This is a genomic window from Paraclostridium sp. MRS3W1 (genome assembly GCF_032465715.1).
Classification (GTDB): Bacteria; Bacillota; Clostridia; order Peptostreptococcales; family Peptostreptococcaceae; genus Paraclostridium; species Paraclostridium dentum.
Genome location: NZ_JAWDJM010000020.1, coordinates 22,008 through 48,330 on the forward strand (window position 1 = coordinate 22,008; position 26,323 = coordinate 48,330).

At 28.6% G+C, this 26,323-nt stretch carries 32 protein-coding genes; 25 read left to right on the forward strand and 7 right to left on the reverse strand.

From position 1 onward, the window contains the following. Positions 1 to 5 precede the first annotated feature (5 nt). Positions 6 to 701, forward strand: coding sequence for a sporulation protein YunB (yunB, locus tag RWY47_RS01470; RefSeq protein WP_150841940.1), 696 nt, complete (start codon positions 6 to 8; stop codon positions 699 to 701). A 10-nt stretch (positions 702 to 711) separates the two neighbouring features. On the opposite strand, the gene RWY47_RS01475 is transcribed toward yunB, so the two are convergent. Together RWY47_RS01475 and RWY47_RS01480 are read right to left on the reverse strand one after the other, a co-directional pair. Beyond that, entirely contained in the window at positions 712 to 1,665 is a 954-nt protein-coding gene (locus tag RWY47_RS01475) for a SpoIVB peptidase S55 domain-containing protein (protein WP_021428385.1), read from the reverse strand. A gap of 160 nt (positions 1,666 to 1,825) precedes the next feature. Further along, positions 1,826 to 2,161: a hypothetical protein gene (locus RWY47_RS01480; protein WP_150841941.1), complete on the reverse strand. Its 336-nt coding sequence runs from the start codon at positions 2,159 to 2,161 to the stop codon at positions 1,826 to 1,828. A 154-nt stretch (positions 2,162 to 2,315) separates the two neighbouring features. Here RWY47_RS01480 and RWY47_RS01485 point away from each other — a divergent pair, with 154 nt between their 5' ends. The 4 genes from RWY47_RS01485 (at position 2,316) to RWY47_RS01500 (ending at position 6,278) form a co-directional block, all read left to right on the forward strand. Continuing rightward, on the forward strand, positions 2,316 to 3,128 hold the full coding sequence (locus RWY47_RS01485) for an N-acetylmuramoyl-L-alanine amidase (RefSeq protein WP_150841942.1): 813 nt from the start codon (positions 2,316 to 2,318) through the stop codon (positions 3,126 to 3,128). Between the two features lie 96 nt (positions 3,129 to 3,224). Next, positions 3,225 to 3,935 carry a zinc dependent phospholipase C family protein gene (locus RWY47_RS01490; RefSeq protein WP_167402748.1) on the forward strand — a complete coding sequence of 237 codons (711 nt, stop codon included), beginning with the start codon at positions 3,225 to 3,227 and terminating at the stop codon, positions 3,933 to 3,935. Between the two features lie 133 nt (positions 3,936 to 4,068). Next, positions 4,069 to 5,619, forward strand: coding sequence for a ribosomal protection-like ABC-F family protein (gene abc-f, locus RWY47_RS01495; protein ID WP_021428418.1), 1,551 nt, complete (start codon positions 4,069 to 4,071; stop codon positions 5,617 to 5,619). 14 nt (positions 5,620 to 5,633) lie between these two features. Continuing rightward, positions 5,634 to 6,278, forward strand: a complete 645-nt coding sequence (locus tag RWY47_RS01500) for a TIGR01906 family membrane protein (RefSeq protein WP_224170651.1) — start codon at positions 5,634 to 5,636, stop codon at positions 6,276 to 6,278. A gap of 79 nt (positions 6,279 to 6,357) precedes the next feature. Here RWY47_RS01500 and RWY47_RS01505 read toward each other — a convergent pair whose 3' ends face one another. Further along, positions 6,358 to 6,624 (reverse strand): cysteine-rich small domain-containing protein, encoded by a 267-nt coding sequence (locus tag RWY47_RS01505; protein WP_021428445.1) that lies wholly within the window; start codon positions 6,622 to 6,624, stop codon positions 6,358 to 6,360. A 97-nt stretch (positions 6,625 to 6,721) separates the two neighbouring features. On the opposite strand from RWY47_RS01505, the gene hflX reads away from it, so the two are divergent. The 4 genes from hflX to RWY47_RS01525 all read left to right on the forward strand — a co-directional run bounded on the left by hflX (position 6,722) and on the right by RWY47_RS01525 (position 9,957). After that, complete coding sequence (gene hflX, locus RWY47_RS01510) at positions 6,722 to 8,005, forward strand: GTPase HflX (protein ID WP_150841944.1); 1,284 nt, start codon at positions 6,722 to 6,724, stop codon at positions 8,003 to 8,005. Positions 8,006 to 8,013: 8 nt separating this feature from the next. Further along, complete coding sequence (locus tag RWY47_RS01515) at positions 8,014 to 8,679, forward strand: HEAT repeat domain-containing protein (RefSeq protein ID WP_224170652.1); 666 nt, start codon at positions 8,014 to 8,016, stop codon at positions 8,677 to 8,679. A 112-nt stretch (positions 8,680 to 8,791) separates the two neighbouring features. Beyond that, entirely contained in the window at positions 8,792 to 9,220 is a 429-nt protein-coding gene (locus RWY47_RS01520) for an NUDIX domain-containing protein (RefSeq protein WP_046822539.1), read from the forward strand. Between the two features lie 98 nt (positions 9,221 to 9,318). After that, positions 9,319 to 9,957 carry a YigZ family protein gene (locus tag RWY47_RS01525; protein WP_150841945.1) on the forward strand — a complete coding sequence of 213 codons (639 nt, stop codon included), beginning with the start codon at positions 9,319 to 9,321 and terminating at the stop codon, positions 9,955 to 9,957. A gap of 46 nt (positions 9,958 to 10,003) precedes the next feature. On the opposite strand, the gene RWY47_RS01530 is transcribed toward RWY47_RS01525, so the two are convergent. Both RWY47_RS01530 and RWY47_RS01535 read right to left on the reverse strand, forming a co-directional pair. Continuing rightward, positions 10,004 to 10,381 (reverse strand): sulfite exporter TauE/SafE family protein, encoded by a 378-nt coding sequence (locus RWY47_RS01530; RefSeq protein ID WP_021428429.1) that lies wholly within the window; start codon positions 10,379 to 10,381, stop codon positions 10,004 to 10,006. Further along, positions 10,381 to 10,749 (reverse strand): sulfite exporter TauE/SafE family protein, encoded by a 369-nt coding sequence (locus RWY47_RS01535; protein ID WP_021428490.1) that lies wholly within the window; start codon positions 10,747 to 10,749, stop codon positions 10,381 to 10,383. The genes RWY47_RS01530 and RWY47_RS01535 overlap by 1 nt, the downstream gene beginning before the upstream one ends. 108 nt (positions 10,750 to 10,857) lie before the next feature. On the opposite strand from RWY47_RS01535, the gene nadE reads away from it, so the two are divergent. Both nadE and RWY47_RS01545 read left to right on the forward strand, forming a co-directional pair. Then, a complete protein-coding gene (nadE, locus tag RWY47_RS01540; RefSeq protein ID WP_021428379.1) occupies positions 10,858 to 11,613 on the forward strand; it encodes an NAD(+) synthase in 756 nt (251 codons plus the stop codon). A gap of 157 nt (positions 11,614 to 11,770) precedes the next feature. After that, the gene (locus RWY47_RS01545; RefSeq protein WP_021428503.1) at positions 11,771 to 12,493 is read left to right on the forward strand and encodes a YebC/PmpR family DNA-binding transcriptional regulator; all 723 of its coding nucleotides are present in this window, start codon (positions 11,771 to 11,773) and stop codon (positions 12,491 to 12,493) included. A 30-nt stretch (positions 12,494 to 12,523) separates the two neighbouring features. Here the strand turns inward: RWY47_RS01545 and RWY47_RS01550 are convergent, their stop codons facing one another. Further along, positions 12,524 to 12,847, reverse strand: a complete 324-nt coding sequence (locus RWY47_RS01550; RefSeq protein ID WP_021428530.1) for a DUF1540 domain-containing protein — start codon at positions 12,845 to 12,847, stop codon at positions 12,524 to 12,526. A gap of 100 nt (positions 12,848 to 12,947) precedes the next feature. Further along, positions 12,948 to 13,265 carry a hypothetical protein gene (locus RWY47_RS01555; RefSeq protein ID WP_021428491.1) on the reverse strand — a complete coding sequence of 106 codons (318 nt, stop codon included), beginning with the start codon at positions 13,263 to 13,265 and terminating at the stop codon, positions 12,948 to 12,950. A 170-nt stretch (positions 13,266 to 13,435) separates the two neighbouring features. Between RWY47_RS01555 and RWY47_RS01560 the strand changes: the two genes are divergently transcribed. The 14 genes from RWY47_RS01560 to recJ all read left to right on the forward strand — a co-directional run bounded on the left by RWY47_RS01560 (position 13,436) and on the right by recJ (position 26,317). Beyond that, the gene (locus RWY47_RS01560; protein ID WP_021431775.1) at positions 13,436 to 14,035 is read left to right on the forward strand and encodes a hypothetical protein; all 600 of its coding nucleotides are present in this window, start codon (positions 13,436 to 13,438) and stop codon (positions 14,033 to 14,035) included. Between the two features lie 136 nt (positions 14,036 to 14,171). After that, a complete protein-coding gene (gene ruvC / locus RWY47_RS01565; RefSeq protein ID WP_021428405.1) occupies positions 14,172 to 14,681 on the forward strand; it encodes a crossover junction endodeoxyribonuclease RuvC in 510 nt (169 codons plus the stop codon). Then, positions 14,674 to 15,276 carry a Holliday junction branch migration protein RuvA gene (gene ruvA, locus RWY47_RS01570; RefSeq protein ID WP_021428368.1) on the forward strand — a complete coding sequence of 201 codons (603 nt, stop codon included), beginning with the start codon at positions 14,674 to 14,676 and terminating at the stop codon, positions 15,274 to 15,276. Before ruvC ends, ruvA begins: the two co-directional genes overlap by 8 nt. Before the next feature lie 16 nt (positions 15,277 to 15,292). Then, entirely contained in the window at positions 15,293 to 16,306 is a 1,014-nt protein-coding gene (ruvB, locus tag RWY47_RS01575; RefSeq protein ID WP_021428482.1) for a Holliday junction branch migration DNA helicase RuvB, read from the forward strand. 105 nt (positions 16,307 to 16,411) lie between these two features. Further along, positions 16,412 to 17,437 (forward strand): tRNA preQ1(34) S-adenosylmethionine ribosyltransferase-isomerase QueA, encoded by a 1,026-nt coding sequence (gene queA / locus RWY47_RS01580; RefSeq protein WP_150841948.1) that lies wholly within the window; start codon positions 16,412 to 16,414, stop codon positions 17,435 to 17,437. Positions 17,438 to 17,456: 19 nt separating this feature from the next. Continuing rightward, entirely contained in the window at positions 17,457 to 17,957 is a 501-nt protein-coding gene (locus tag RWY47_RS01585) for a phosphate-starvation-inducible PsiE family protein (RefSeq protein WP_021428403.1), read from the forward strand. Positions 17,958 to 17,976: 19 nt separating this feature from the next. Beyond that, positions 17,977 to 19,098 (forward strand): tRNA guanosine(34) transglycosylase Tgt, encoded by a 1,122-nt coding sequence (gene tgt / locus RWY47_RS01590; protein ID WP_150841949.1) that lies wholly within the window; start codon positions 17,977 to 17,979, stop codon positions 19,096 to 19,098. A gap of 78 nt (positions 19,099 to 19,176) precedes the next feature. Then, the gene (yajC, locus tag RWY47_RS01595; protein ID WP_021428480.1) at positions 19,177 to 19,449 is read left to right on the forward strand and encodes a preprotein translocase subunit YajC; all 273 of its coding nucleotides are present in this window, start codon (positions 19,177 to 19,179) and stop codon (positions 19,447 to 19,449) included. A 64-nt stretch (positions 19,450 to 19,513) separates the two neighbouring features. Beyond that, the gene (locus RWY47_RS01600; protein ID WP_021428396.1) at positions 19,514 to 19,876 is read left to right on the forward strand and encodes a TIGR04086 family membrane protein; all 363 of its coding nucleotides are present in this window, start codon (positions 19,514 to 19,516) and stop codon (positions 19,874 to 19,876) included. A gap of 67 nt (positions 19,877 to 19,943) precedes the next feature. Beyond that, positions 19,944 to 20,087: a six-cysteine ranthipeptide SCIFF gene (scfA, locus tag RWY47_RS01605; RefSeq protein ID WP_021122491.1), complete on the forward strand. Its 144-nt coding sequence runs from the start codon at positions 19,944 to 19,946 to the stop codon at positions 20,085 to 20,087. Positions 20,088 to 20,230: 143 nt separating this feature from the next. Further along, positions 20,231 to 21,604 carry a thioether cross-link-forming SCIFF peptide maturase gene (gene scfB / locus RWY47_RS01610; RefSeq protein WP_150841950.1) on the forward strand — a complete coding sequence of 458 codons (1,374 nt, stop codon included), beginning with the start codon at positions 20,231 to 20,233 and terminating at the stop codon, positions 21,602 to 21,604. Between the two features lie 5 nt (positions 21,605 to 21,609). After that, positions 21,610 to 22,110: a gamma carbonic anhydrase family protein gene (locus RWY47_RS01615; protein ID WP_021428394.1), complete on the forward strand. Its 501-nt coding sequence runs from the start codon at positions 21,610 to 21,612 to the stop codon at positions 22,108 to 22,110. 85 nt (positions 22,111 to 22,195) lie between these two features. Then, positions 22,196 to 23,860, forward strand: coding sequence for an ABC1 kinase family protein (locus tag RWY47_RS01620; RefSeq protein WP_168932435.1), 1,665 nt, complete (start codon positions 22,196 to 22,198; stop codon positions 23,858 to 23,860). A gap of 12 nt (positions 23,861 to 23,872) precedes the next feature. Beyond that, positions 23,873 to 26,317, forward strand: coding sequence for a single-stranded-DNA-specific exonuclease RecJ (recJ, locus tag RWY47_RS01625; protein ID WP_224170653.1), 2,445 nt, complete (start codon positions 23,873 to 23,875; stop codon positions 26,315 to 26,317). The last annotated feature ends 6 nt before the right edge of the window (positions 26,318 to 26,323 follow it).

Sequence of the window (26,323 nt, forward strand, 5' to 3'; positions counted from 1 at the left end):
TTTTTATGAAAAAAATATTAGTTCAAAGAAGAAAACAAAAAATTAAAAAGAATATAATAATGTTTATAATAATATTTTTAATATCTACATTAATAGGAACATTTATATACATAGATAACAAATTGAGACCAACTATTACGGTTATAGCAGAAACAAAAGCGGAAGAACTTGCTAATAAATCTATAAATAAAGCTGTTGCAAGTGTCATAGATAATAGCGTTAAGTATGAAGATTTAATAAATGTAAAGACTGGAGAAAATGGCAAAATAACGATGATGCAAGCTAATTCTATAGCTATGAATGAAATAGCTTCACAAGTTGCTCTAGAAATACAATCAGAAATGAAAAAAATTAAAACAACGTCCACGTATATACCTATAGGAACTGCTCTTGGAAGTCCGCTTTTAGCAAAGTATGGTCCTAAAATAAAAGTATCTATAGAACCTATAGGAAATGTATATGTAGACTTTGGAACTGATTTTGAGTCTTCAGGAATAAATCAAACAAGGCATAGAATATATTTAAAAGCAAAAACACAAGTAAAAGTAGTAGTACCACTTACAACATCTACTAAAGAAGTTAAGACTCAAATTCCTATATGTGAAACTGTAATTGTAGGAGATGTTCCACAAAGTTATGTAAATGTTCCAGAGAAAGATATAGTTAATGTAATGCCTAAAAATATAAATAAATCAAATTAAAAGAGGGAGATTATTCTCCCTCTAACATCCAACCTATATATACTCCATATCCAGTAGAGGGATTATTTTCAATTGCATGTGATACTGCACCTATAATCTTATCATCTTGTATTATTGGAGTACCACTCATACCTTGAACTATACCTCCAGTTAACTGTAATAGTTCTTTATCTACAATTTCTATTTTAAAAGTTTTTGATTCAGGACTTCTTTGTTTCTTTATATTTAATATATTAATTTCATATTCTGTAGGCTCGCCATTCGAAGTTTGTAAAAGAATTGAAGCTTTTCCAGTTTTAACTTCTCCTAATTGAGCAACTTTGTATTGTTTAAATTTTGATAAATCTAATTTATGAACAGTTCCTTTTATTCCAAAATTAGAGTTATCTTTAAAATCTCCTATGAATTCATTTTTTTCGCCATTTATACATCCTACAGTTCCTTTGTATGATTTATCTATTGTTAAATTAGATGTTGAAGATATATATCCATTTTTAATAGGTAAATTTTTATTAAATCCGACACTTATAGGATGAGCAACTGCTCCAAAATTATTGTTTTGTGGATTTACATATGTTAAAGTAGCAAATCCAGATACTATATTATTGAAATTTATTTTTTCTAAAATTTCTTTACTAGTATCAATATCTAACTTTTCGTTATTTCTTAACACTTTGACTTTAACATTTTCATTTTCTGATAATGCATTTAGCAAACTAGAAAAATCTGAATAATTATTTATCTCATTATTATTTATTGATATTAATGAATCTCCTATTTTAAATGAAGAATCAGTAAAATTATTTCTAACCATAAGATATTGTAATTCAGCATCTATTTGCGTTATGTTACCAATAGGTATTAAATAATTAGAATCATTTTTTGTTGTAGGTTCTGAATAAATAAATCCTATTGACAGAAAATATATTAAAAATGTTGTTAAAAAACACTTTTTTAGATTCATTAAAACACCTTCTTTCTGATAGAGTCTGTGATGATTAATGGTGCTTCTTTAATATTAGATTGTGCAGGATAAAAATTTTAATCCGTAGAAAACAGACACAATAAAACCATTGTTTTCAAAATATAAAAATAATCACCTAAAATTAAGTATTTTAGGTGATTTAAACTTTTTTATATTTTTTTATTTTTTTTCTTTTTTTTATTTTAGGTTTAGATCTGGAACCACTTGTAGCAGGTATTGGAGGGACAAAGGTAGTTTCATCATTATCAGGAGAGGAATCAGAGTCTGAATCTGGAGAACAACCTTGTTTAACTGAAGCTATTAAAGCAAGCTCATCTGAGAAAGTAGCAAAAAAACTGGCGAGTATATTTAAATCAGTTGCATTTACTTCTTCAGCAACAGCTATAGCTAAACTAGATGCTAAAACTATATAATCTACATACCCAAAGCGGCAAAGTCTAGACTTATCATTGTTGCTTCTATTTACTTTAGACATATTAACCTCCAAAATTGTGTATATAAAATATATATGAGACTATTTAAATACAAACAACTATAAAATAAATTAATTGTAATTATCATTAACTTACATAAAAACAAAGCCTATTGTTTAAATTATATATATACTTTACTAGAGAGAGGAGATAGACATGAAAAATTATAGACTTTTTATAGTTGCTATAATAGCTATAGGCGTTATATTTATAGGAACATCAAACCCAGCAAAAAATTTATATAAATCTACTAATTTTATAAGTAAAAACAATATAACTGAAAAAGAAACTAAAAAAGACGATGATAATAAAAGAGTTAAAAATAATAGTGAATACACAATATGTATAGACCCAGGACATCAAGAAAAAGGAGATCCTAATTTAGAGCCAGTAGCACCTGGATCAAATTCTAAAAAAGCTAGAGTTTCATCTGGAGCAACTGGAATAGCAACTAAAAAACCTGAATACAAGCTAAACCTTGAGGCATCAATCGTTTTGAAGCATATTTTAGAAAATAAAGGTTATAATGTTGTAATGACAAGAGAGCGCCATGATATAAATATAAGTAATGCAGAAAGAGCTATATTAGCTAACGACAAAAATGCAGATATGGTTATACGAGTTCATGCAGATAGTTTAGATAATTCGGGAAAAACTGGTGCATCTATTTTGATTCCTCAAAAAGATGGACAATATACATCTAAAATTTTTGAAGATAGTAATAAGTGTGCATTAAAAATAAAAGATGCATTAGAAAAAGAAAACATACAGGTAAATGGAATATTTGAAAGAAATGATTTAACTGGATTTAATTGGTCTAAAGTTCCTGTAGTGCTAATAGAAATGGGGTTTATGAGTAATTATAATGAAGACCTAATGATGTCTAACCCTGAATATCAAAGAAAAATGATGCAAAGTGTAGCAGATGGATTAGAAACATACTTAAAAGATACAGAAAATAGGAATTAAAAATAAATATAAAGGTTAACAAATATTAAAAAAAGTAATATATTGTTAATATCGAAATAAAATTTAGGTTGTAAATTCAACTATCAGGTGATTATGATGAGAAAAAGAATAGAAAATGTTTATGGAAAAGCTCTAACAGGAACTTTTAAAGTAGTAAATCCAGTAAAAAAAAGTATAATAACTACAGATTGTGAAGTGCATATTTTTATACAAGCAAATGCATTGGAAATATTGAAAAATGAAGGATACATGACACAATATAAGTTTTTTAAAGCATATTTGCCTCAAATAAACAAAGGGTTAATATGGGCAGATCAGGATTTTAAAAGTTATCATCACTTTTATAATCCATATGTAAAAAGAGGAAAGTTTGGATACGAAGAGAATGCATTTACTTTAATAAATAAGTATTATAATAAAGCTTTAAAGTTTTTTGCATTAGACAAGTTTGAACTTAGTTTATTTTACTTTGGAGCGGCATGCCATGTACTTCAAGATTTAACTATACCTCAACACGCTAAAGGAAAGCTTTTAGACAATCATAGACAATTTGAAGTGTATATAAAAAATAATTATATGTCTATACCAAGATTAAGAGCAAAAGATGGAATGATTCAAAAAAGTAGTGTAGAAGAATATATTAATTATAATGCGACTCAAGCTATGAATTATGATAAAATGTATGAAAATGTAAATGATTTAAAAAATAAGTTTTATATGTTATCAACTAAATGCTTACCATTAGCACAAAAAACAACCGCTGGATTTTTGACAATGTTTTTTGATGATATATTTAGTAATGAATAAAGCCCTCTTGTTAGAGAGGGCTTTATTCATTACTAAATATATGGTAAAATACATGAAAATATTTGTATTACTTGATTAGATTAAAAAAAGAAGATATTATGTTATAGATAATAAAATTAGAAGAGGTGTTTAGATGCTAGTTGTTGAAAATGTTAGCCATGGATTTGGTGGAAGAACTATACTTGAAAATGTGTCGTTTAGACTTAGAAAGGGCGAACATATTGCTCTTATCGGAGCAAATGGAGAAGGAAAATCTACATTTTTAAATATAATAACAAAAAAACTTATGCCAGATGCTGGAAATATAAAGTGGTCGTCGAGGGTAACGGTAGGATACTTAGACCAACATACAGTATTAACAAAAGGAAAATCAATAAGAGAAGTTTTAAGAGATGCTTTTAAACCTATGTTTGACTTAGAACAAGAAATGATATCTATGTATGATAAAATGGGTGAAGCTGACGAAGATGAAATGACAAAGTTAATGGAAGGTACTGCAGAAATTCAAACTATTTTGGAAAATAGTGGTTTTTATATGATTGATGCAAAAATACAAGAAATTGCTAATGGATTAGGTCTTGGAGAAATAGGCCTGGATAAAGATGTAACGGATTTAAGTGGAGGTCAAAGAACTAAGGTTTTACTGACAAAGCTACTTTTAGAAAACCCTGTAATACTTATATTAGACGAGCCTACTAACTATTTAGATGTAGAACATATAGCTTGGTTAACAAGATATCTACAAGAATATGAAAATAGTTTTATCTTAGTATCACATGATGTACCATTCATAAATGATACATGTAATGTAATTTACCATATGGAAAACGGAGAACTTAATAGATACAAAGGAAATTATGATGAATTTGAAAGACTTAGAGATATAAAGAAAAGACAAGAAGAACAAGCTTATGACAAGCAAATAGAAGAAAGAAAGAGATTAGAAGACTTTGTTGCTAGAAATAAGGCTAGAGTTGCAACTCGTGGTATGGCAAACAGTAGACAAAAACAACTTGATAAAATGGAAATTTTAGAAAGACCAAAGGAGAAGATAAAGCCTACATTCAAATTTACGGAGTCAAGAGCTTCTAGTAGATTTGTATTCACAACTGAAGATTTAGTATTAGGATATGATGAAGCACTAACAAAACCTCTTAACTTTACATTAGAGAGAAATCAAAAGATTGCTTTAAGAGGTATGAATGGGATAGGAAAGTCTACTCTTTTAAAAACTCTTTTAGGAATAATAAAGCCTTTTGATGGAAAAGTTGAGTTAGGTGATTATCTAGAAGTTGGATATTTTGAGCAAGAAAGTTCAAGAGAAAATAGTAATACTCCAATGGATGAAATATGGGCAGAATACCCAGGGCTTACTAATTTTGAAGTAAGACAATCATTATCTAAGTGTGGACTTACAAACGATCATATAACAAGCCAAATGAGAGTTTTAAGTGGAGGAGAAGCTGCTAAAGTAAGATTATGTAAATTAATGTTAAAACAAATAAACTTCTTAGTTTTAGATGAGCCTACAAACCATTTAGATGTAGAAGCCAAAGATGAACTAAAAAAAGCTATAAGAGAATTTAAAGGAACTGTACTTTTAGTATCACATGAGCCTGAATTCTATGAAGATATAGTGGATGATGTATGGAATATAGAGGATTTCACAACTAAAATAGTATAATATAGGATAATAATATGAATAGAATTTTAAGTTTTTTAATATCATTAGCATTAAGTTTATTTATAATAACTTCGGTTGTTAGCTTTACTGTTAAATTTAAACAAATATATTATTTTGATATAAGCTATTTGAATATTCCTATATTAAGTGATATGAATGAAGAAGAGATAAAGCTAAATTATGATTACTTAATAGACTATAATACTAGTAATGAAAAAATGAATTTTAAATTGCCGACATTAGAGTCATCGACACAAGGTAAAATTCACTTTGAAGAAGTTCGAAATATATTTCAAAACTTAGCTATAATAAATAAAATAACTTTAATATTAGTTGTTATAGGTGCATATATATGTTTTAAATGCAAAAACTTGGATGTATTAAAATATAGTGCATGGACATTGATAACACTGCCTATTTTAATAGCTATCCCAATTATTATAAATTTTGAAAAAAGTTTTGAGATGTTTCATAAATTATTTTTCAATAATGATTACTGGATATTTGACCCGACAATAGATCCCGTAATAAATATGCTGCCTTCAGAATTTTTCCTTCATGAAGGAATTTTGATATTAGGGATTATATTTTCTATAAGTATATTAATGTTATTTATTTATAAAAAAACAATAAAAAATTTGCGTCGCTCATGTCGCTAAAAATCTTATAGAAAGTATATAAAAAAATACTTCTTAAGTGTAAAAAGGAGTGGTAGTTACCACTCCTTTAAAAATATATTTACTTAGGTTGTTTTTTACCTAAGTTTAGTATATCTCCTATTTTGCTCATTATGTAATCATGACTTTTTTTGTTGTGAGGAACTAGACAAGAAGAACAATCCTTTATTCCATCATCTGTGTATTTAAAGTTACCACCACATTCATCTTTTAAAGCGTATAAAGGACAATAGCAAAATAGACAATTGAAATTATCGGGATTGCTTACTTTATGACAGGGAAAGTATTCACATTTATCATTTCTAAAAAATTTATAATTTTCAGACATACTTGTACCTCCTAATTATTTAGAGTTTTAATATAATTATACTAAAAAATTACAATAGTGGTATAATAAAAAAAAGTACATTAAATGAGGTGTTTCAATGGATAAAATAGTAGAAAAAGCATTGTTAGTAGGATTAAATATAACTACTAATGTAAAGAAAGTTGATGATATAGATATTAATGAATCTATGGAAGAATTAAAAGAACTTGCAAAAGCTGCTGGAGCAGAAGTTGTAGGGAGCATAATTCAAAATAGACCAGCTAGAGAGGCTGCTTTTTATATAGGTAAAGGAAAAGTAGAAGAGATAAGAGCTTACTGTGAATCTCTAGATGCTACAGTTGTTATATTCAATGATGAATTATCTGGAGCCCAAATAAGAAATATAGAAGAGTTAGTTCAGAGAAAAGTAATAGACAGAACAACTTTAATATTGGATATATTTGCACAAAGAGCTTTAAGCAAAGAAGGTAAATTACAAGTTGAGTTGGCTCAGTTAAAATACAGAATGCCTAGACTGTATGGTATGGGTGGAGAAATGAGTAGAACTGGGGCAGGTATTGGAACAAGAGGGCCAGGAGAACAAAAGTTAGAAGTTGATAAAAGACATATCTTAAATAAAATGGCAGATATAAGACAAGAACTTAGAGATGTTAAGAAAAACAGAGACACTCAAAGGGCACAGAGATTAAAGTCTAATATACCTATTGTTGCATTAGTAGGATATACAAATGCAGGGAAATCTACACTGTTGAATGAGCTTATCAAAACACATAAAGATTATAGTGTTGAAAAAGAAGTTTTATCAAAAGATATGCTATTTGCAACTTTAGATGTAACTCTAAGAAAAGCATTACTTCCGAATAAAAGAGAGTTTTTAGTTGTAGATACAGTAGGATTTGTAAGTAAATTGCCACATGATTTAGTTGAGGCGTTTAAAGCTACATTAGAAGAAGTACATTATGCAGACTTAATAGTTCATGTAGTAGATGCGACTAATGATAGTTTTGAAATCCAGGAAAATACGACTAAAAATGTTTTAAAAGAACTAGATGCAAATGATAAGCCAACAATAATGGCTTACAACAAAATTGATAGACTAGAACTAGATATTTATCCTAAAAACCAAGAAAATACAGTATATATATCTGCTAAACAAGGTATTAATATGGATAAATTAATAGATATGATACAAAATGCGCTAATGGAAAATACGTATAAAGTAAGTTTACTACTTCCATATGATAAAGGGGATGTATTTAATAAATTAAAAAATAAATACAATATTGAAAAATTTGAGTATGTAGAAAATGGAATAGAGTTAACTGTCGACCTAGATGAAGAAGATTACAATATGTATAAAAGCTATATAATAAATGAGTAGGTAGTTAAATGAATATCTCTTGGGATAATATAGAAAATCTAGAAGATCATTTTATAACATATCTTCTGTACAAAGAGTCTAAGACAGTATCTCAAATAAGTAAGATAAGAAATATTGAAATTCAAAAAATAAATGAACAATTAATAAAAGCCAAAATAGAAATAAAATCTTTAATGAAAAGTAAAATAGAATCATCTAAAGATATTCTAGATAAGTTTTTAGAATTAGGTAAAGATGAAAGAATAGATTTGATGAATTCTTTAAATGACGAAAAATTATTGGATTTTAAAAGAAAAATATACAAAAGAATTATGATAGAGAAAAATGCAGAAGATCTTATGATTTTAATATGGGCAACTGGGGAATTAAATGATGATAGATTTTTAAAAATTCTACACCAGCTTACAAATCATAGACACTCAGATGTAAGAAGAATAACATACTCAGCTCTTAGGAAAATATCATCTGTAGAAAGTAGGGAAATTTTTCATAAAGGGCTTTACGATTCAAATGCTCAAACTAGACAATACTGCGCTAAAGCACTTGCAAATATAGGAAATAAAGATAGTTTAGTTATATTACAAAAGCTTAAAAATAAAAATAATTTTGAAAAAAATTATGTTATTAGGGCGTATGAAGAGACTATAAATCAATTAGAAAAAACTCCTCAATAGATAACATAAACAATATAAATTTAACATATAATGGAGTAACAAAAGAAATTACTAAAGTAGTGTAACTCCACATCTTGGTGTGAAAATATGGTTTAGTAGGGGGAGTCTAATTATGATACTAAGACGTTGTGCAGGTGGTATAGTATTTTATGCAAACAAAGTATTAATAGTAAAAAACGACAAAGGTGAATGGACTATTCCTAAAGGAAAAATAAGCGAGAATGATATCGCTAGTGAAGTAGCTCCACAAAAGGTTAAAGACGAAGTTGAGGTTGAGGCTAAAGTTCTAGATATGGCAGGAGATACTATGTATGAATTTTACTCAAAAACTAGACATCAAAAAGTATGTAACGCTATAATGTGGTACATAATGGAGAGCGACAACACTGAGTATAACATTAATGATGAAGATATTACAGAAGCTGGTTTTTTTAAGGTTAAGGATGCTTTAGATATGTTAGCTCATAATAAAGAAAAATCTCTTGTAGAAATTTCTTACAGAAAATTTAAAGATTTAAAAAAGAATAGTACGAATAATTAAGGTTTAATTATTCGTACTTAAATTATAGAACAAGGCATTTGCCTTGTTCTATTTATTTATACTATAATTAGTATATAAACAAGCTAAGGAGGAACTAGATGTATAAAACACTGCATGAATTTGGGACAGATGAAATTACAATAGAAAAGTCTAGATTTATTGGATACGCTAAGCCTATAAAAACAGAAGAAGAAGCTGTTGAATTTATAAATGAAATAAAGAAAAAGCATAAAGATGCAAGACATAATGTTTGGGCATATACTGTAGGAAAAAGTATGAATATACAAAGATATAGCGATGATGGTGAGCCACAGGGAACAGCAGGTATACCTACATTAGAAGTTATAAAAAAAGAAGATTTAAGAGATGTAGTAGTTGTTGTTACTAGATATTTTGGAGGAATAAAGTTAGGTGCAGGAGGACTTGTTAGGGCATATACAAAAGGAGCTAAAATAGGTCTTGAAGCAGGAAAAATAATAGAAAAAATAATGTATCAAGAAGTTAAAATAAAAATAGATTATAATCAACTTGGAAAAGTTCAAAATGAAATAATGAATATGGGTTACTTTATAAAAGATACTATTTACGAAGATAATGTAGAGATAATAGTATATTCAAGAGCAAATGAAAAAGAAGCTATTATAGAAAGAATTAATGATATAACAAGTGCTACAGCACAGATAACGATAGGAGAAGAATTCTATTTATCAGAAAAAGATGGACAAGTGATACTATAAAAAATGCCCAAAGTTAATTTTATAAAAATTAAACTTTGGGCGATTTTTATTTTTCACATTTATTTTTATTTGGATTAAAAATACCTTTTTTAACTTCTAAAACTCCTATTACAAGTAAAAATACTCCAAAAACTTTTTTTAAAACTTCTGATGATAGGTATGTTGCTAAAAAAGATCCAAATATAGCTCCTAAAATACCAAATGAGGCTATTGGTATTACTAATTTTAAAATAACCTTTTTATTTTTTATATGTATCAATAAAGCGAATATAGTCATAGGTATGGATGAAAGTAAATTTATACTTTGAGCTATTTTAGGGTCAATATTTGCAAATAATATTAATGCAGGAATCAATATTGTACCACCACCCATACCCATACCACCTATTATTCCAGAAAAAAATCCAAGTAAAACAAGAAACATTAAAACACCATCCTTAATGCGGCTATAATCATTATAGATCCAAATGATATTCTTAAAAATCTTCCAGTCAACTTACAAAGTATTTTAGCGCCAACAATGCCTCCAACTATACTTCCTACAGCAACTTTAAGAGTTGTATTTAAATCATAAGTACCTTGAGAAACATATATAAATGAACTTGTAGTTGTTAAAAATAATATTATTGCAAGAGCTGTAGCATGAGACTTATGTTCTTCTACTTTTAAAATATTATTTAAAATAGGGACTAAAAGTGTTCCACCACCAGACCCAAAAACACCGTTTATAAATCCTGTTATTAAACCTATAAATGAATTCTTAATATTAAAATTTAAAAATTTTTTTTCCATAATATCACCTTCTTGAATTATTTTTAACATAAAGCATAAATTATATTTAATTAAAATAAAAATATCTGATATAATTGGGTTATCCATAAAATGTAAGGAGGAAGTGTAATGACAGATATAAATTTTAAAATAGATAAAACAGTAGATTGGTTAAGAGAAAAAGTAAAAGAATCAAATACTAATGGTTTAATAGTAGGTGTGTCTGGGGGTATAGACTCGGCAGTAGTTGCTTACCTTATAAAAAAAGCTTTTCCAAAAGATTCAATGGGTGTAATTATGAGTATAAAAAGTAATCCACAAGATAGATTAGATGCACTTAAAGTAATAGATGGTTGCGAAATAGAGTATTTAGACTTAGATTTAACGGATGAACAAGTTGGAATATATAATAAAGTTACTGATGGTTTAAAAAACAAGGGACTTTATAAAGAAAATAATGATAGAATGAGTGATGCTAACTTAAGAGCTAGAATAAGAATGAGTACAGTATATACAGTTGCAAATAATTTAGGTTATTTAGTTGTAGGAACTGATAACGCAGCAGAAATTCATACAGGGTATTTTACTAAGTATGGAGATGGAGGAGTTGATTTAGTTCCTCTAGCAAACTTAACAAAAAGAGAAGTGTATGAATGGGCTAAAGCTTTAGGTGTTCATGATGATGTTATAAATAAAGCTCCATCAGCTGGGCTTTGGGAAGGTCAAACTGATGAAAATGAAATGGGTACAAGCTATGATATGATAGATGCTGTGGTAAAAGGTGAAATAGAAAAAGTTCCTCAAAAAGACCAAGATATAATAGCAAGACTTCATAGAATTAGTGAGCATAAAAGACATACAGCAGCAGCACCGCCTAAGTTCTAATTTACTAAATTAATGTTTTATGCTAAAATTACGGTGTATATATAGTATAACTTACAAAATATTTATATAGTAAAGTTATATTACGTATTAAATATCCTTATATAAAATATAAGCATAACGCAACTTTATTTTAATTTACATAGCAAGGAGTGGAATTATGGGACGTATAGGAAACATAATCAACAAAAAAGGTAAACAAGACGCTAAGAGAGCAAAAATATTTACAAAACATGCAAGAGCTATAGCAGTTGCAGCTAAAGAAGGTGGAGGAAATCCAGAATACAATGCAACACTAAAAGCAGCAATAGATAAAGCTAAAGCAGACAATATGCCTAATGATAATATAGATAGAGCTATAGCTAAAGGTGCTGGTGGTGGAGCCAACGAAAACTTTGAAACTATAGTTTATGAAGGGTACGGACCAGGAGGAGTTGCGGTAATAGTAGAAACTTTAACTGACAACAAAAACAGAACAGCAGGAAATGTTAGATACTACTTCGATAAAAATGGTGGAAACTTAGGAACTAGTGGATGCGTTTCATTTATGTTTGATAAAAAAGGTCAAATATTAATAGAAGCAACTGATGATGTATCTGAAGAAGAGTTAATGGATATAGCATTAGAAGCTGGAGCTGAAGATCTAATAGTTGAAGAAGATGGATTTGAAGTAGTAACTTCTCCAGAAGATTTCCAAGCTGTTAGAGACGAATTAGAAGGTAAAGGATATAACTTTATATCTGCAGAAGTTAAATTATTACCACAAACAACTACTAAATTAACAGAAGAAGAACAATTAAAGTTCATGAATAGATTAGTAGACATGCTAGAAGATGATGATGATGTTCAATCTATAGCTCATAACTGGGAAATAGAAGAATAAAAAAAGGAGATATTTATATCTCCTTTTTTATTATTTACATTTAAAACTTGAACAACTTGTTTCAGAGTAAAGGTTAGGTCTACCAGTATCAGGACAGACATCGATAGATTCTAAAGTACATAGATTGTTAGAATTATATGAACAAGTATTTACTTTACAGAAAAGGCAAGAGCAAGCTCCTTTATCGTTAGTGTTGTTAGTAAGCTCACTGTAAACTGCATTTTCTAAAAATGATGCACATGCTGTATGTTCTTTTGTTTGAGCTGAACTTCCTTGAATATTAACTCTATCCGCATAACATAAACCTTTACTATTATGAGAACAGTTGTTAACGCTACATTTAATTTTATCCATAATAAATCCTCCTAAAATAGTATTTATTAAAATTATTTCCAAAAGGATTTATAGATATACTTTATAAAAAAAGGCAATATGAACTTTCAAAGTCATATCACTAATTATTTGAATTAAATAATTTATTGAAGTTTGATATATTCATTAGTATCTTTGCAATTAAAATTGAACTTTCTGGATAAGTTTTTAGTTTAGGTATTAAATCGTATAAGCCTGATTCAAAACTCTTGAAATCAAAATTGTATCCATTTTCTAAATAATATTCAAAATTTTTAACATAATCTCTAATAGATAAAAATTCGTATAAAGTTAGCTCTGCAAATATAGTAACTTTATGAGAAGGATGTTTTAAGAGTAAAACTTGTTGTTTAAACTCAATAAATTCAACTCTTGATAGCAATTCATTATCGATACTCAATATTTTCACCTCCATCAAAAAATCATATTTATAAAGTATAATATGAAAATTTATCAATAAATGGGACTAAGGATAGAAAAATATTTAAAATAAAATATTATAATAAATGTAAAAAATGTATAAAAAATAAACAATTGGAAAAAATATCCGATATAAGGAGGTTGTTTTTAATGTTCGAAAAGAAAAAAGAATTTCCTTGGCGAATACCAATTGTTATAATTTTAGGCATAGTAGTTCTCGCTGGAGGGATTTATGTAGGATTTAAATCAACAAATGAAAATATTTCTAAAAAAACCAATTCAGAGCAAAAGAAAGAAGAAACAACAGCAAAAGAAATTTTTAATTTAAGTGAAGACTGTGAAATTTGGGTAGAAAAGACACTTGAAGATGGCACACCTAGCAAAGAAGCTCCAACAATGATCGGTACGATACCGAAAGATTTGGTTGGAAAGTCAAAAGAAGATATAACTAAGTACTTATCGACTAAATATCCTAATAGAAGCATAAAAAAACTAGATACATATGAAATTACTTTACAAGAAAGAGAAACATTTAATGATACTAGTAAGGCTAATCAATTTGCTATAGTTGATAACAAAGGTTTATTAAATGTTTACAAGTACAATGAAAAAGGCGATAGAGAATTTATAGAAAATACAGAAATTGAAACAGAGTCTTTACCTAAAAAAGTTCAAGAAGAAGTTAAATCTGGAATATTTGCAAAATCACAAGATGAAATTTATTCAAAATTAGAAGACTTTGGAAGTTGAAAAAATATAAACTCATAACCAATACTATTGAAAGAGATGAAAGGGAAACTTTTCATCTCTTTATAGTTTATAGCTAAATATGTTATTATATATTAATATAGAACGTAAGTTTCGTAAAAAGGAGTTATTTCAAAATATGATTATTTTAGGTATAGATCCAGGAATTGCTATTGTTGGTTATGGAATTATAGAATATAAAAATAATAAGTTCAGAGTTATTGATTATGGAGCGGTTACTACTCCAGCACACATGGATATATTAAGAAGATTAGAGCTTGTATATAAAGGAATAGACATGCTTATAAAAAATTATAATATTGACGAAGTTGGAATTGAAGAGTTGTTCTTTAATAAAAATGTAAAAACAGCTATAACTGTAGCACAAGCGAGAGGAGTTACAATGCTTGCATGTGCACATAATAACATACCTGTCTATGAATATACACCTCTTCAAGTTAAACAAGGAGTAGTTGGATATGGTAGAGCTCAGAAAGCTCAAGTTCAACAAATGGTTAAGTCATTTTTAAATTTAAAGGCGATACCAAAACCAGATGATGTAGCCGATGCATTAGCGGTTGCAATATGTCATTGTCATTCAAATAAATTAGAAAAAACATTAAAGAACATAGGGGGGCAATATGTATAGTTATATAAAAGGTAAAATTGAAGAAATAAACTTAGATAGTTTAGTAATAGAGGCAAATAATATTGGATATAAAGTAAATGTATCAGCAAATACTTTAGCAGACGTAAAACTAGGGAAAGAATGTAAAATTCATACTAAGCTAATAGTGAGAGAAGATGACATGAGTCTATGTGGATTTTCAACAAAAGAAGAGTTAAAAATGTTTGAATTATTAAATTCAGTTTCTAAAATAGGACCTAAGGTAGCTTTGGGAATTTTATCTTTTGCTACACCTAAACAAATAGGTGCATATATAGTCAGTGAAGATGTAGCAAAAATGTCAAAAGCGCCAGGGGTTGGGAAAAAAACTGCTGAAAGAATTATATTAGAACTAAAAGATAAAATTGATAAAAATAACATAGAGTTTGAACCTACACTTCTTAGCCAAATGCCGATAGCTATATCACAAGATGAAGCAGTTGATGCACTTATTGCATTAGGATATTCATCTCAAGAATCTAAGGAAGCAGTTGATAAGTGTAAAAAAGATGGAATGAACACAGAGGATATAATTAAAAAATCATTAAGTTATATTATGAGCAAATCTCTTAGATAGAGGGGGAAATTGAAATATGTTTGAAGATGAAAATAGAATTATAACATCATCTATGCAAAATGAAGATGTAGACATAGAAAATAATTTAAGGCCAAAGAGTCTAGATGATTATTTAGGGCAAAATAAGGCAAAAGAATTATTGAAAATATTTATAGAGGCAGCAAAAGCTAGAAATGAACAGTTAGACCATGTTTTACTATATGGACCACCAGGTCTTGGAAAAACAACACTTGCATCTATAATAGCTAGCGAGATGGGAGTTAATCTTAGAATAACATCAGGGCCTGCTATAGAAAGAGCTGGAGACTTAGCAGCTATACTTACAAATTTAAATGAAAATGATGTTTTATTTATAGATGAGGTTCATAGAATAAGTAGAACAGTTGAAGAAGTTTTATACTCTGCAATGGAAGATTACTGTTTAGATATAATTATAGGTAAAGGGCCATCTGCGAGAAGTATACGACTTGATTTACCTAAATTTACATTAATTGGAGCAACTACAAAAGCAGGTATGCTAACAAACCCGTTAAGAGATAGATTTGGAGTTATCTGTAAACTAGATTACTATACAGTTGAAGAACTTGCTCAAATCGTAATAAGATCTTCTGCTATTTTAGGAGCTGAAATTCAAATAGGAGGAGCAACAGAGATTGCAAGAAGGTCTAGAGGAACTCCAAGAATTGCAAATAGATTACTAAAAAGAGTTAGAGACTATGCACAAGTTAGAGCAGATGGAAATATAACTGATGAAGTTGCAAATGATGCTTTAGAATTGTTAGGAGTAGATAGCTTAGGACTTGACTATGTTGATGAAAAGTTACTAGTTACAATAATTGAAAAGTTTAAGGGCGGACCAGTAGGATTAGATACATTAGCAGCATCTATTGGAGAAGATAGAAATACTATTGAGGATGTGTATGAACCATATTTACTTCAATTAGGATTTATAAATAGAGGGCCTAGAGGAAGGATTGCCATGCCTCTTGCATATGAACATTTAAATATTCCTTATCCAAAAGAAAAATAGGAAAAATTAATTTATATAGCATTTAATAATAGGATTAATGATAGAAAAAAATTATTTTTTTTGTTATGATGTAATTTGTACTAAAAAATAGAAAGGACGTTTAAATTGAAAACTAGTGATTTTTACTTTGACCTACCAGAAGAATTAATAGCTCAAACACCGTTAGAGGATAGATCTAACTCTAGACTTATGGTTTTAGATAGAAAAACGGGAGATGTTGAGCACAAAATATTTAAAGATGTTATAGATTATCTGAATCCAGGAGACTGTTTAGTTCTTAATAATACAAGAGTTATACCAGCTAGACTTATAGGAGAAAAAGTTGACACTGGAGGGAAAATAGAATTTCTTTTATTAAAAAGAACAGAAAAAGATGTATGGCAAGCTTTAGTAAAACCGGGGAAAAGAGCTAAAATAGGAACAAAATTTTCTTTCGGAAATGGAAAGCTTATAGGCGAGGTTGTAGGGCTTGCAGAAGAAGGTTCTAGATTAGTTAAATTTTACTATGAAGGAATATTTGAAGAAGTACTAGATGAATTAGGAAATATGCCACTACCTCCATATATAACAGAGAGATTAGAAGAAAGAGAAAGATACCAAACTGTATATTCAAAGCATAATGGGTCTGCAGCAGCCCCTACAGCAGGACTTCATTTCACAAATGAATTACTAGAAAGTATAAAAGCAAAAGGAATCGATATAGCTTTTGTAACATTACATGTAGGGCTTGGAACTTTTAGACCTGTAAAAGTTGATGATGTATTAGCACATGAAATGCACTCTGAGTACTATATGGTTGATAAAGAAGCTGCTGAGAAAATAAATAGAGCGAAAAAAAATGAAAATAAAGTTATATGTGTTGGTACTACTAGTTGTAGAACTGTAGAATCAGCAAGTAACGAAAATGGAGAAATTGTAGAGTCTAGTGGATGGACGAATATATTTATATATCCAGGGTATAAGTTTAAGGTAGTAGATAGACTAATAACGAATTTCCATTTACCAGAATCTACTTTAATAATGTTAGTAAGTGCATTAGTTTCAAAAGATGCTGTTTTAAATGCATATAATATAGCTGTTAAAGAAAAATATAGATTCTTTAGTTTTGGAGATGCAATGATAATTAAATAAATTATCAAGGGGGAATAATATGAAAAAACTAGCTGAAAAAAGTTTAGCACTTAAAATTGCATATATATTTGAATCACTGTTAGCTATGGTTGTGCTGCTTGCGGTATTTTTAGGAACAATAGATGTATTAAGAATGATATGGCATTCGTATATTGTTGAATACAGAACTCCAGTACAATATGCTCAGTTTAATGATTTGTTAGGACAAATATTACTGTTAGTCATAGGTGTAGAGTTAGTAGTAATGCTTTCATTACATATTCCAGGGGCGCTAATTGAAGTACTATTGTATGCAATAGCTAGAAAGTTACTATTATTGCCTAAGAGTGAGGGTATGTTAGAGCTATTACTTGGAATTATGGCTATAGCTGGTCTATTTGCAATAAGAAAGTATTTGTTAACTGATGACAATAGCACAATGAATGTAACCAGTATTCATTATGAAGAATGTGAAGATGAAGATTGTGATTGCCATAAGAGAAATTTAGAAAAAGCATTGAAAAATGAAAATAAACAATAGATAAATAAGGAGAGTTATAATGAGTGCAGTAAGATATGAACTTATAAAAACTTGTAAGCAAAGTGGAGCAAGATTAGGAAGATTACACACTCCTCACGGAGTAATAGAAACACCAATATTTATGCCAGTTGGTACTCAAGCAACTGTAAAATCTATGACACCAGAAGAATTAAAAGAAATAGGGTCTCAAATTATTTTAAGTAATACATATCATTTATATATGAGACCAGGACATGATTTAGTTAAAGAAGCTGGAGGGCTTCATAAATTTATGAACTGGGATAAACCTATACTTACAGATAGTGGTGGATTCCAAGTGTTTAGTTTAGGGCCACTTAGAAAAATAACTGAAGAAGGTGTTCACTTTAGATCTCATATAGATGGATCAAAGCACTTTATAAGTCCAGAAAAAGCTATGGAAATACAAAATGCATTAGGTTCAGATATAATGATGGCGTTTGATGAGTGTGCTCCATACCCAGCTGATAGAGAGTATGTAAAAAATTCTTTAGAAAGAACTACTAGATGGTTAGAAAGATGTAAAGAAGCTCATAAAAACACAGAAAATCAAGCTCTATTTGGAATAATCCAAGGAGGAATGTACAAAGATTTAAGAGAACAATCAGCAAGAGAAGTTCTAGCTTTAGACTTACCAGGATATGCTGTTGGAGGATTAAGTGTTGGAGAACCAAAAGATCTTATGTACGAAGTTTTAGATTACACTGTACCTTTAATGCCTGAAGATAAACCTAGATATTTAATGGGAGTAGGAAGTCCTGATGACTTAATAGAAGGTGTTATAAGAGGAATAGATATGTTTGACTGCGTATTACCTACTCGTATAGCTAGAAATGGGACAGCTATGACAAGTGAAGGTAAAGTAGTGGTTAGAAATGCAAAATATGCAAGAGATTTTGGACCATTAGATCCAAATTGTGATTGTTATTGTTGTAGAAACTATACAAGAGCATATATAAGACATTTAGTTAAAGCTAATGAAATTTTAGCTGCTAGACTTATAACTACTCATAACTTACATTTCTTACTAGATTTAATGAAGCAAGTAAGACAAGCGATAATGGAAGATAGATTATTAGATTTTAGAAAAGAATTTTTCCAAAAATATGGCTATGAATTATAATTATTTTAAGTTATAATAATTATTATATAAAACTAAATTGAAGAGTTTTAAGAATATATTATAAAAGGAGTGGGATAAATGCCTCAAGCAGTAGTAGGAATACTTATGTGGGTTGTATTTTTTGCAATTTTTTATTTCTTCTTAATAAGACCACAAAAGAAAAAAGACAAGCAACTTAAAGAAATGAGAGAAAGCTTAGATGTAGGCGCTAAAGTTGTTACAATAGGTGGTATAGTAGCTAATGTAGCTAAGGTTGAAGAAGATGTTGTTATATTAGAAATAGGGCCTAGTAGAACAAAAGTACCATTTGAAAAATGGGCTATAGCTTCTACAGAATCAAAAGAAAAATAAAACGATATTAGTAATTACAAAGCCTTTCCTTGAATATATTTTATATTAGAGGGGAGGTTTTTTTATGGAAAAATCAAATAGCATATTTAAAGGACTTGGATATGCGTACATAATAACATTAATTTGTTTACTAACTTACAATGGACTACTTACTTTTACTAATATGTCAGGAGACAGTATAGCTATGGCTGCTTCTGTTATAACTACAGCTTCTGCTGCATTTGGAGGATTTTATGCATCTAAAAAAATAAAAGAAAAAGGTCTTTTATATGGTATATTAGTTGGACTACTTTACATAGTGTGTTTAATGGTAGTTGTATTTTTAGCTAAAGATTCTTTTGTGTTTGAAATTACATCTATATATAAAGTATTATTGACATCACTTGCAGGTGGAATAGGTGGGGTTTTAGGGGTAAACTTTAAATAAATTTCCACTTATGTAAAATTTATGATATAATCAATAAAGGTTTATATAAGGATAGGAGGTAGTTTCAATGGAAAAGAAGCATATAAAAACTTTATCTAAAGCTACTTTAAAAGAAAGTGCGGCAAAAGGTGGATGTGGAGAATGTCAAACATCTTGTCAATCTGCTTGTAAAACTTCTTGTACAGTTGCAAATCAAGAGTGCGAAAGATAGTAAATATATTTTAAAAAAGAAAAAGCAGCTAATTTAGCTGCTTTTTTTGAGTGAAAATGAATCGATTTGATAGAAAAGATAAATAGTACATAATTACATTTATATGATAATATATAGATATAAACAAACTAGGAGGGACTACAATGGATATGATACATAAATTTTCGATGCACGGGTATAATATAGTTTTAGATGTAAACGGTGGAGCTGTTCATGTTGTTGATGAAGTTGCATATAACCTATTAGACCACTATAAAGAGAAATCTCTAGATGAGATAATAAGTTTATTAAGTGAGACTTATACAGAAGATCAAATAAAAGAAGCTTATAACGAAGTAAAAACATTAGAAGAAGAAGGTTTGTTGTATACAGAAGACACATACAATCATCACCCTAATTTTATAGATAGAAAAAAAGTAGTCAAAGCTTTATGCTTACATGTGGCTCATGATTGTAACTTAAAATGTAAGTACTGTTTTGCTGCGCAAGGAGATTTTGGTGGAGCTAAAGAGTTAATGAGTTATGAAGTAGGTAAAAAAGCAATAGATTACTTAATAGCTAATTCTGGAAATAGAAGAAACTTAGAAATAGACTTCTTTGGTGGAGAACCTCTAATGAATTTTGAAGTTGTAAAACAACTTGTTGAATACGGAAGAAGTATAGAAAAAGAAAATAATAAAAATATAAGATTTACAATAACTACAAATGGAATATTATTAGATGATGAAAAAATAGAGTACATAAATAAACATATGCATAATGTAGTTTTAAGTTTAGATGGAAGAAAAGATGTTAATGATAGAATGAGACCTACATTAAATGATAAAGGTAGTTATGATATAATAATGCCTAAGTTTAAAAAATTAGTTGAAAGTAGACCTAAAGACAAATATTACTACATAAGAGGAACTTTCACTAGGGACAATTTAGATTTCTCGGAAGATGTGCTTCATTTTGCTGATGAGGGATTTGAATTAACATCTGTAGAGCCTGTTGTAGATGATGAAAGCAACCCATTTGCACTTAGAGAAGAAGATTTAGAGACAGTATTTAATGAATATGAAAAATTAGCAGTTAAATACTCTGATAGATTATTAAATGGAGACAAGTTCAAGTTCTTCCACTTTATGATAGATTTAAATCAAGGACCTTGTGTAATAAAGAGAATAACTGGATGTGGAGCAGGTAATGAATATTTAGCTGTAACTCCTGAGGGAGATATGTATCCATGTCATCAGTTTGTTGGAAAAGAAGAGTTTAGATTAGCTAATATAAATGATGAAGAAATAGTAATACCTAGAGAATTAACAGATAAATTCAAAAATGCTCATGTGTATAGTAAGGAAGATTGTAAGAAGTGTTGGAATAAATTCTACTGTTCAGGAGGATGTCATGCAAATGCTATGAACTTTAATGGCGATGTAATGAAACCTTATGAATTAGGTTGTGAAATGCAAAAGAAACGTACAGAATGTTCAATAATGATACAAGCAAGATTAATGATAGAAGGGAAATAGTTTAAATGATTAAGGGGTATAAAGGAAATAATCCTGTAATCGATAGTAGTGTTTTTATAGCTGAATCTGCAGATATAATAGGAAATGTTACTATAGGAAAAAATTCTAATGTATGGTATAACGTGGTTATAAGAGGTGACGAGAATAATATAGTTATAGGTGAAAATACTAATATACAGGATGGAACTGTTATACATATAGAGTATAATAAAGATACTGTAATAGGAAATAATGTAACTGTTGGTCATAAAGCTCTTATACACGGATGTACAATAGGAGATAATACTTTAATAGGAATGGGATCTATAATACTAGGTGGTGTTGAAATAGGAGAATACACTTTAGTAGCTGCTGGAAGTCTGATTCCACCTAATAAGAAAATACCATCTGGAGTGCTTGTAAAAGGAGCTCCAGCACAAGTTGTAAGAGAACTTACAGAAGAAGAAAAACAAAATCTTGTTAATTCTGCATTAAAATATGTAGAAACTGCAAATAATTATAAGTAGAGATGAAAAAAGGGGCAATATAATAATATTGTCCTTTCTTCTCTTATAAAATAAAACTACTTAAACTGAGACTAGGGTGTGAAAAATGAAGGTAAGTTATAGACATTTAAAAAGATATAAAGAAATAGTTCATATACTTTTAAAATATGGATTCAGTATTATTGTTGAAAAACTTAATATAGAAGGAGTAGCTTATAAAATTCCTATAACAAATCCACCGGCAGAGATAAAGAATATGACTACAGGTGAAAGGCTTAGAAAAGTATTTGAAGAATTAGGACCTACGTATGTAAAATTAGGACAGATATTAAGCACGAGAAAAGATTTACTAGATCAAAGTATTATAAGTGAATTGGTAAAGCTAAGAGATAATGTTGAAGTGTTTGATACTGAAATTGCTATGAGTATATTAAAAGAAGAGCTTAGTATGCCTATAGATAAAATTTTCGAAGAGTTTAATGAGACACCTATAGCAGCCGCATCTCTAGGGCAAGTTTATGAAGCAAAATTAATTAGTGGAGAAAATGTAATAGTAAAAATTCAAAGACCTAATGTTGAGCAGTTGATAAAGTCAGATATAGAAATTTTAAAGTCTATTGCATCTGCTCTAACAGATATAAAAAAAGATTTAAATATAGATGTACAAGGTATAGTTGAAGATTTTGAAACTCAGATTTTAAGAGAGTTAGACTACAACTTCGAAGCTATAAATGCTGTTAAGTTCCAAAATATGTTTTCTAATACAAATGAAGTTTATATACCTAAAGTATTTATGGATTATACTACTCAAAAGGTATTAGTATTGGAAAAAATAGTTGGAGTTAAGCTTAGTGACGTAAATAAAATGAAAAAGCTAGGCTGGGATACGGAGAAAATAAGTGAAATAGGAATTAGATCTTTATTTAAACAAATTTTTGAATATGGATTTTTCCACGCAGATCCGCATCCAGGAAATATATTTGTTATAAATGAAAATTGTATAGCGTATATAGATTTTGGAATGATTGGAATTATTGATAAGAAAATGTTAAATACATTAAATTCAATAACACTTGCAGCCGTGGATAGAAATATAGATAGAATAATATACTTACTGATGGAGTTAGATGTAATATCTTATGATACTAACTTAACTGGGCTAAGACAAGATTTACTTTATTTAATGCATTATTATTATGATGTTCCGATAGATAAATTAAGCTTGGGAGATATATTAAATGAAGTATTTAGATTTTGTAGAACATATAAGGCCGCGCTTCCGCCACAATTAGTATTATTAGGAAAAGCTCTTATTACATTAGAGGGTACAGCTAGAGAATTAAATCCTAATTTTTCAATAACTGTTGCAGGAAAATCATTTATGAAGTATTACTACCTAAACAGGTTAAATCCTGAAAATCTAATAAAAGAATCAAAACAAAGCGCTCAAGAAGCTATTGCAGATATAAGGATAATTCCTAGACAAGTAAAATCTATTTTAAGAAATATAGAAAAAAACAATATTAAAATTCACATTGAAGATGTTAAATTCTCTAAATTAGAAAAAATAATAACAGATTTAGCAACTCAACTATCCTTAAGTTTAGTGCTAGCTGCATTATTAGTTGGATCCTCTTTAATAATAGCTTCGCCAAATGTAAATAGCAATTGGTGGGTCAAAGTACTTGCATTTTCAGGGTTTGTAGTTTCTTTTTTAGTAGGAATACTTTTAGTTGTTAAGATAATAAGATCACAATATATAAAAAAATAGGGGGAGATATACATGTTTAACAAAAAATGGACACTTAAGTACACAGGTAGCATAAAAGAATATGATTTAGGTAAAAAAATGAAGATTTCCCCGGAAATAGGGCAAATTTTAAAAAACAGAGGTATTAAAGATAAAGAAGATGCTGAAATTTTTATAAATCCGTCATTAGATTACTTAAGAGACCCATTTTTAATGAAAGATATGAAAAAAGCTGTAGATAGAATAAAATATGCTATGGAAAATAATCAAAATATATGGGTATATGGAGATTACGATGTTGATGGAGTATCATCTACATCTATATTATGTATATATTTCGACTCTATAGGATACCCAGTTAAATACTATATACCAAATAGATTAGAAGAAGGATACGGTATAAATGAAGATGCAATAAGGATACTGAAGGAACAAGAGTGTGATTTAATAATAAGTGTAGATTGTGGAATAACGTCTGTAAAAGAAGTTGAATTAGCTAATGAATTGGGGATAGATATTATAATAACAGATCACCATGAGGTACAAGATAAAATACCAGATGCGTATGCAGTCATAAATCCTAAACAAAAAGATTGTAACTATCCATTTGATATGTTATGTGGTTGCGGAGTAGCATTCAAAATTATACAAGCATTAACTCCTGAAGACGAGTTTAAAAACTCTATGTACAGGTACCTAGAGATAGTAACTTTAGCAACTATATGTGATATAGTACCTTTGGTGGATGAGAACAGAATAATTGTAAAAAATGGCTTGAAGCTTATGAAAGATGGAGAAAATATAGGTCTAAGAGAACTTATAAATGTTTGTGGAATTGAAACTGATAAAATAGGGTCATCGCATATAGGATTTTCTATAGGACCTAGAATTAATGCTTCTGGTAGATTAGGGTATTCATACTTAGGGGTTGAATTATTTACAACTAAATCGAAAGAAGAAGCTATGGAAATAGCTAGTTTATTAGAAGAAAAGAATAATGAAAGACAAATGATAGAAGCTAAAATGTATCAAGAAGCAGAAGATATAATTTTAAATGACAAAAACTATAATTCAGATAAAGTACTAGTAATAGCAAAAGAAGGATGGCAACATGGAGTTATAGGTATAGTTGCATCTAAATTGACAGAAAAGTATTATAAGCCAACAATACTTTTAACTATTGAAGATGGAGAAGCTACTGGGTCTGCTAGATCTATAAAAGGGTTCAGTATATTTGATAGTTTAGTTAATTGTTCAGAGTTACTAAACAAATTTGGTGGACATGAACAAGCAGCAGGACTATCAATGGATTCTAAAAATATAGAAACTTTAAGAAGAAAAGTTAATGAAATTGCAAACTATCAACTTACAGAAGATGATATGGTAGAAAATATATCTGTAGAGTTTGAATTAAATGAAGGTTCTATAGATTTTAATTTAATAGAAGAACTTCATAGTTTAGAGCCTTTTGGAATGAGTAATCCAAGTCCTAGATTTATAATGAGGGAATTAGAAATAAGAGGTATTTTTAGACTAGGAAAAGATAAGAATCACTTAAAATTAAACTTAGAAAAAAATAACGTATATGAATGTATAGGATTTAACATGGCATATATGTCTGAGCAATTTGAGGTAGGAGATAAAGTTGATGTATTATTCCAATTAGATGAAAATAACTACATGGGAAATAGAAAAATACAATTTTTACTAAAAGATATAAGAATGGCATATCCAAAGGATATTGGTAAAAATTTAGATAGTATAAATTTATTTAGAAATATTAAACCTTGTTTAGATTCAAATAATAAAATTTCAAATTATGGAAAAGTTAATATAGACGGATGCAAAGATATAAATATATTTGACTATATAAATGAAAAAAGTTTAGTGATTGCAAATTCAGTAAATGGATTTTTTAAAGCATTATCAGATATATCACTTACTGAATATGAATTTGACATAAATTACAATATTATAGAGAATATAAACAACAAAGTTCAACTTATATTCTTTCCCTATATTGATAAAATAGATTTAAAAAGATATAATAATATTATTCTTTATGATTATTTATATGATATTGAGGAATATTCATGTTTATTTGAAGAAAGTGACAATGAATGTGAAATTATAAAATATTATGATAAGAATGATTTAATATATATAAATAATATTATTAGAAGTATAATTCCAGAGAGAGAAGAATTTATAACTTTATATAAAATAATGTCTAAATATAAAGAAATAAAAATTAATATACTAGACATTAAATCTAAGTTAAACATAGCACCAATAAAATTATTTGCTATGTTAAATGTGTTTAAAGAATTAGATTTAATTAATTTTCATGTGGAAGATGAAAATAGTACTTTAACAATGGAAATTATGCCAAAACCAAGTACTAAGATTGATTTAGCTTCAAGTAAAGTACTACAAGGACTTAATCAACTTAAGGATAAATACAAGCAAAGCTATTAGGAGGAT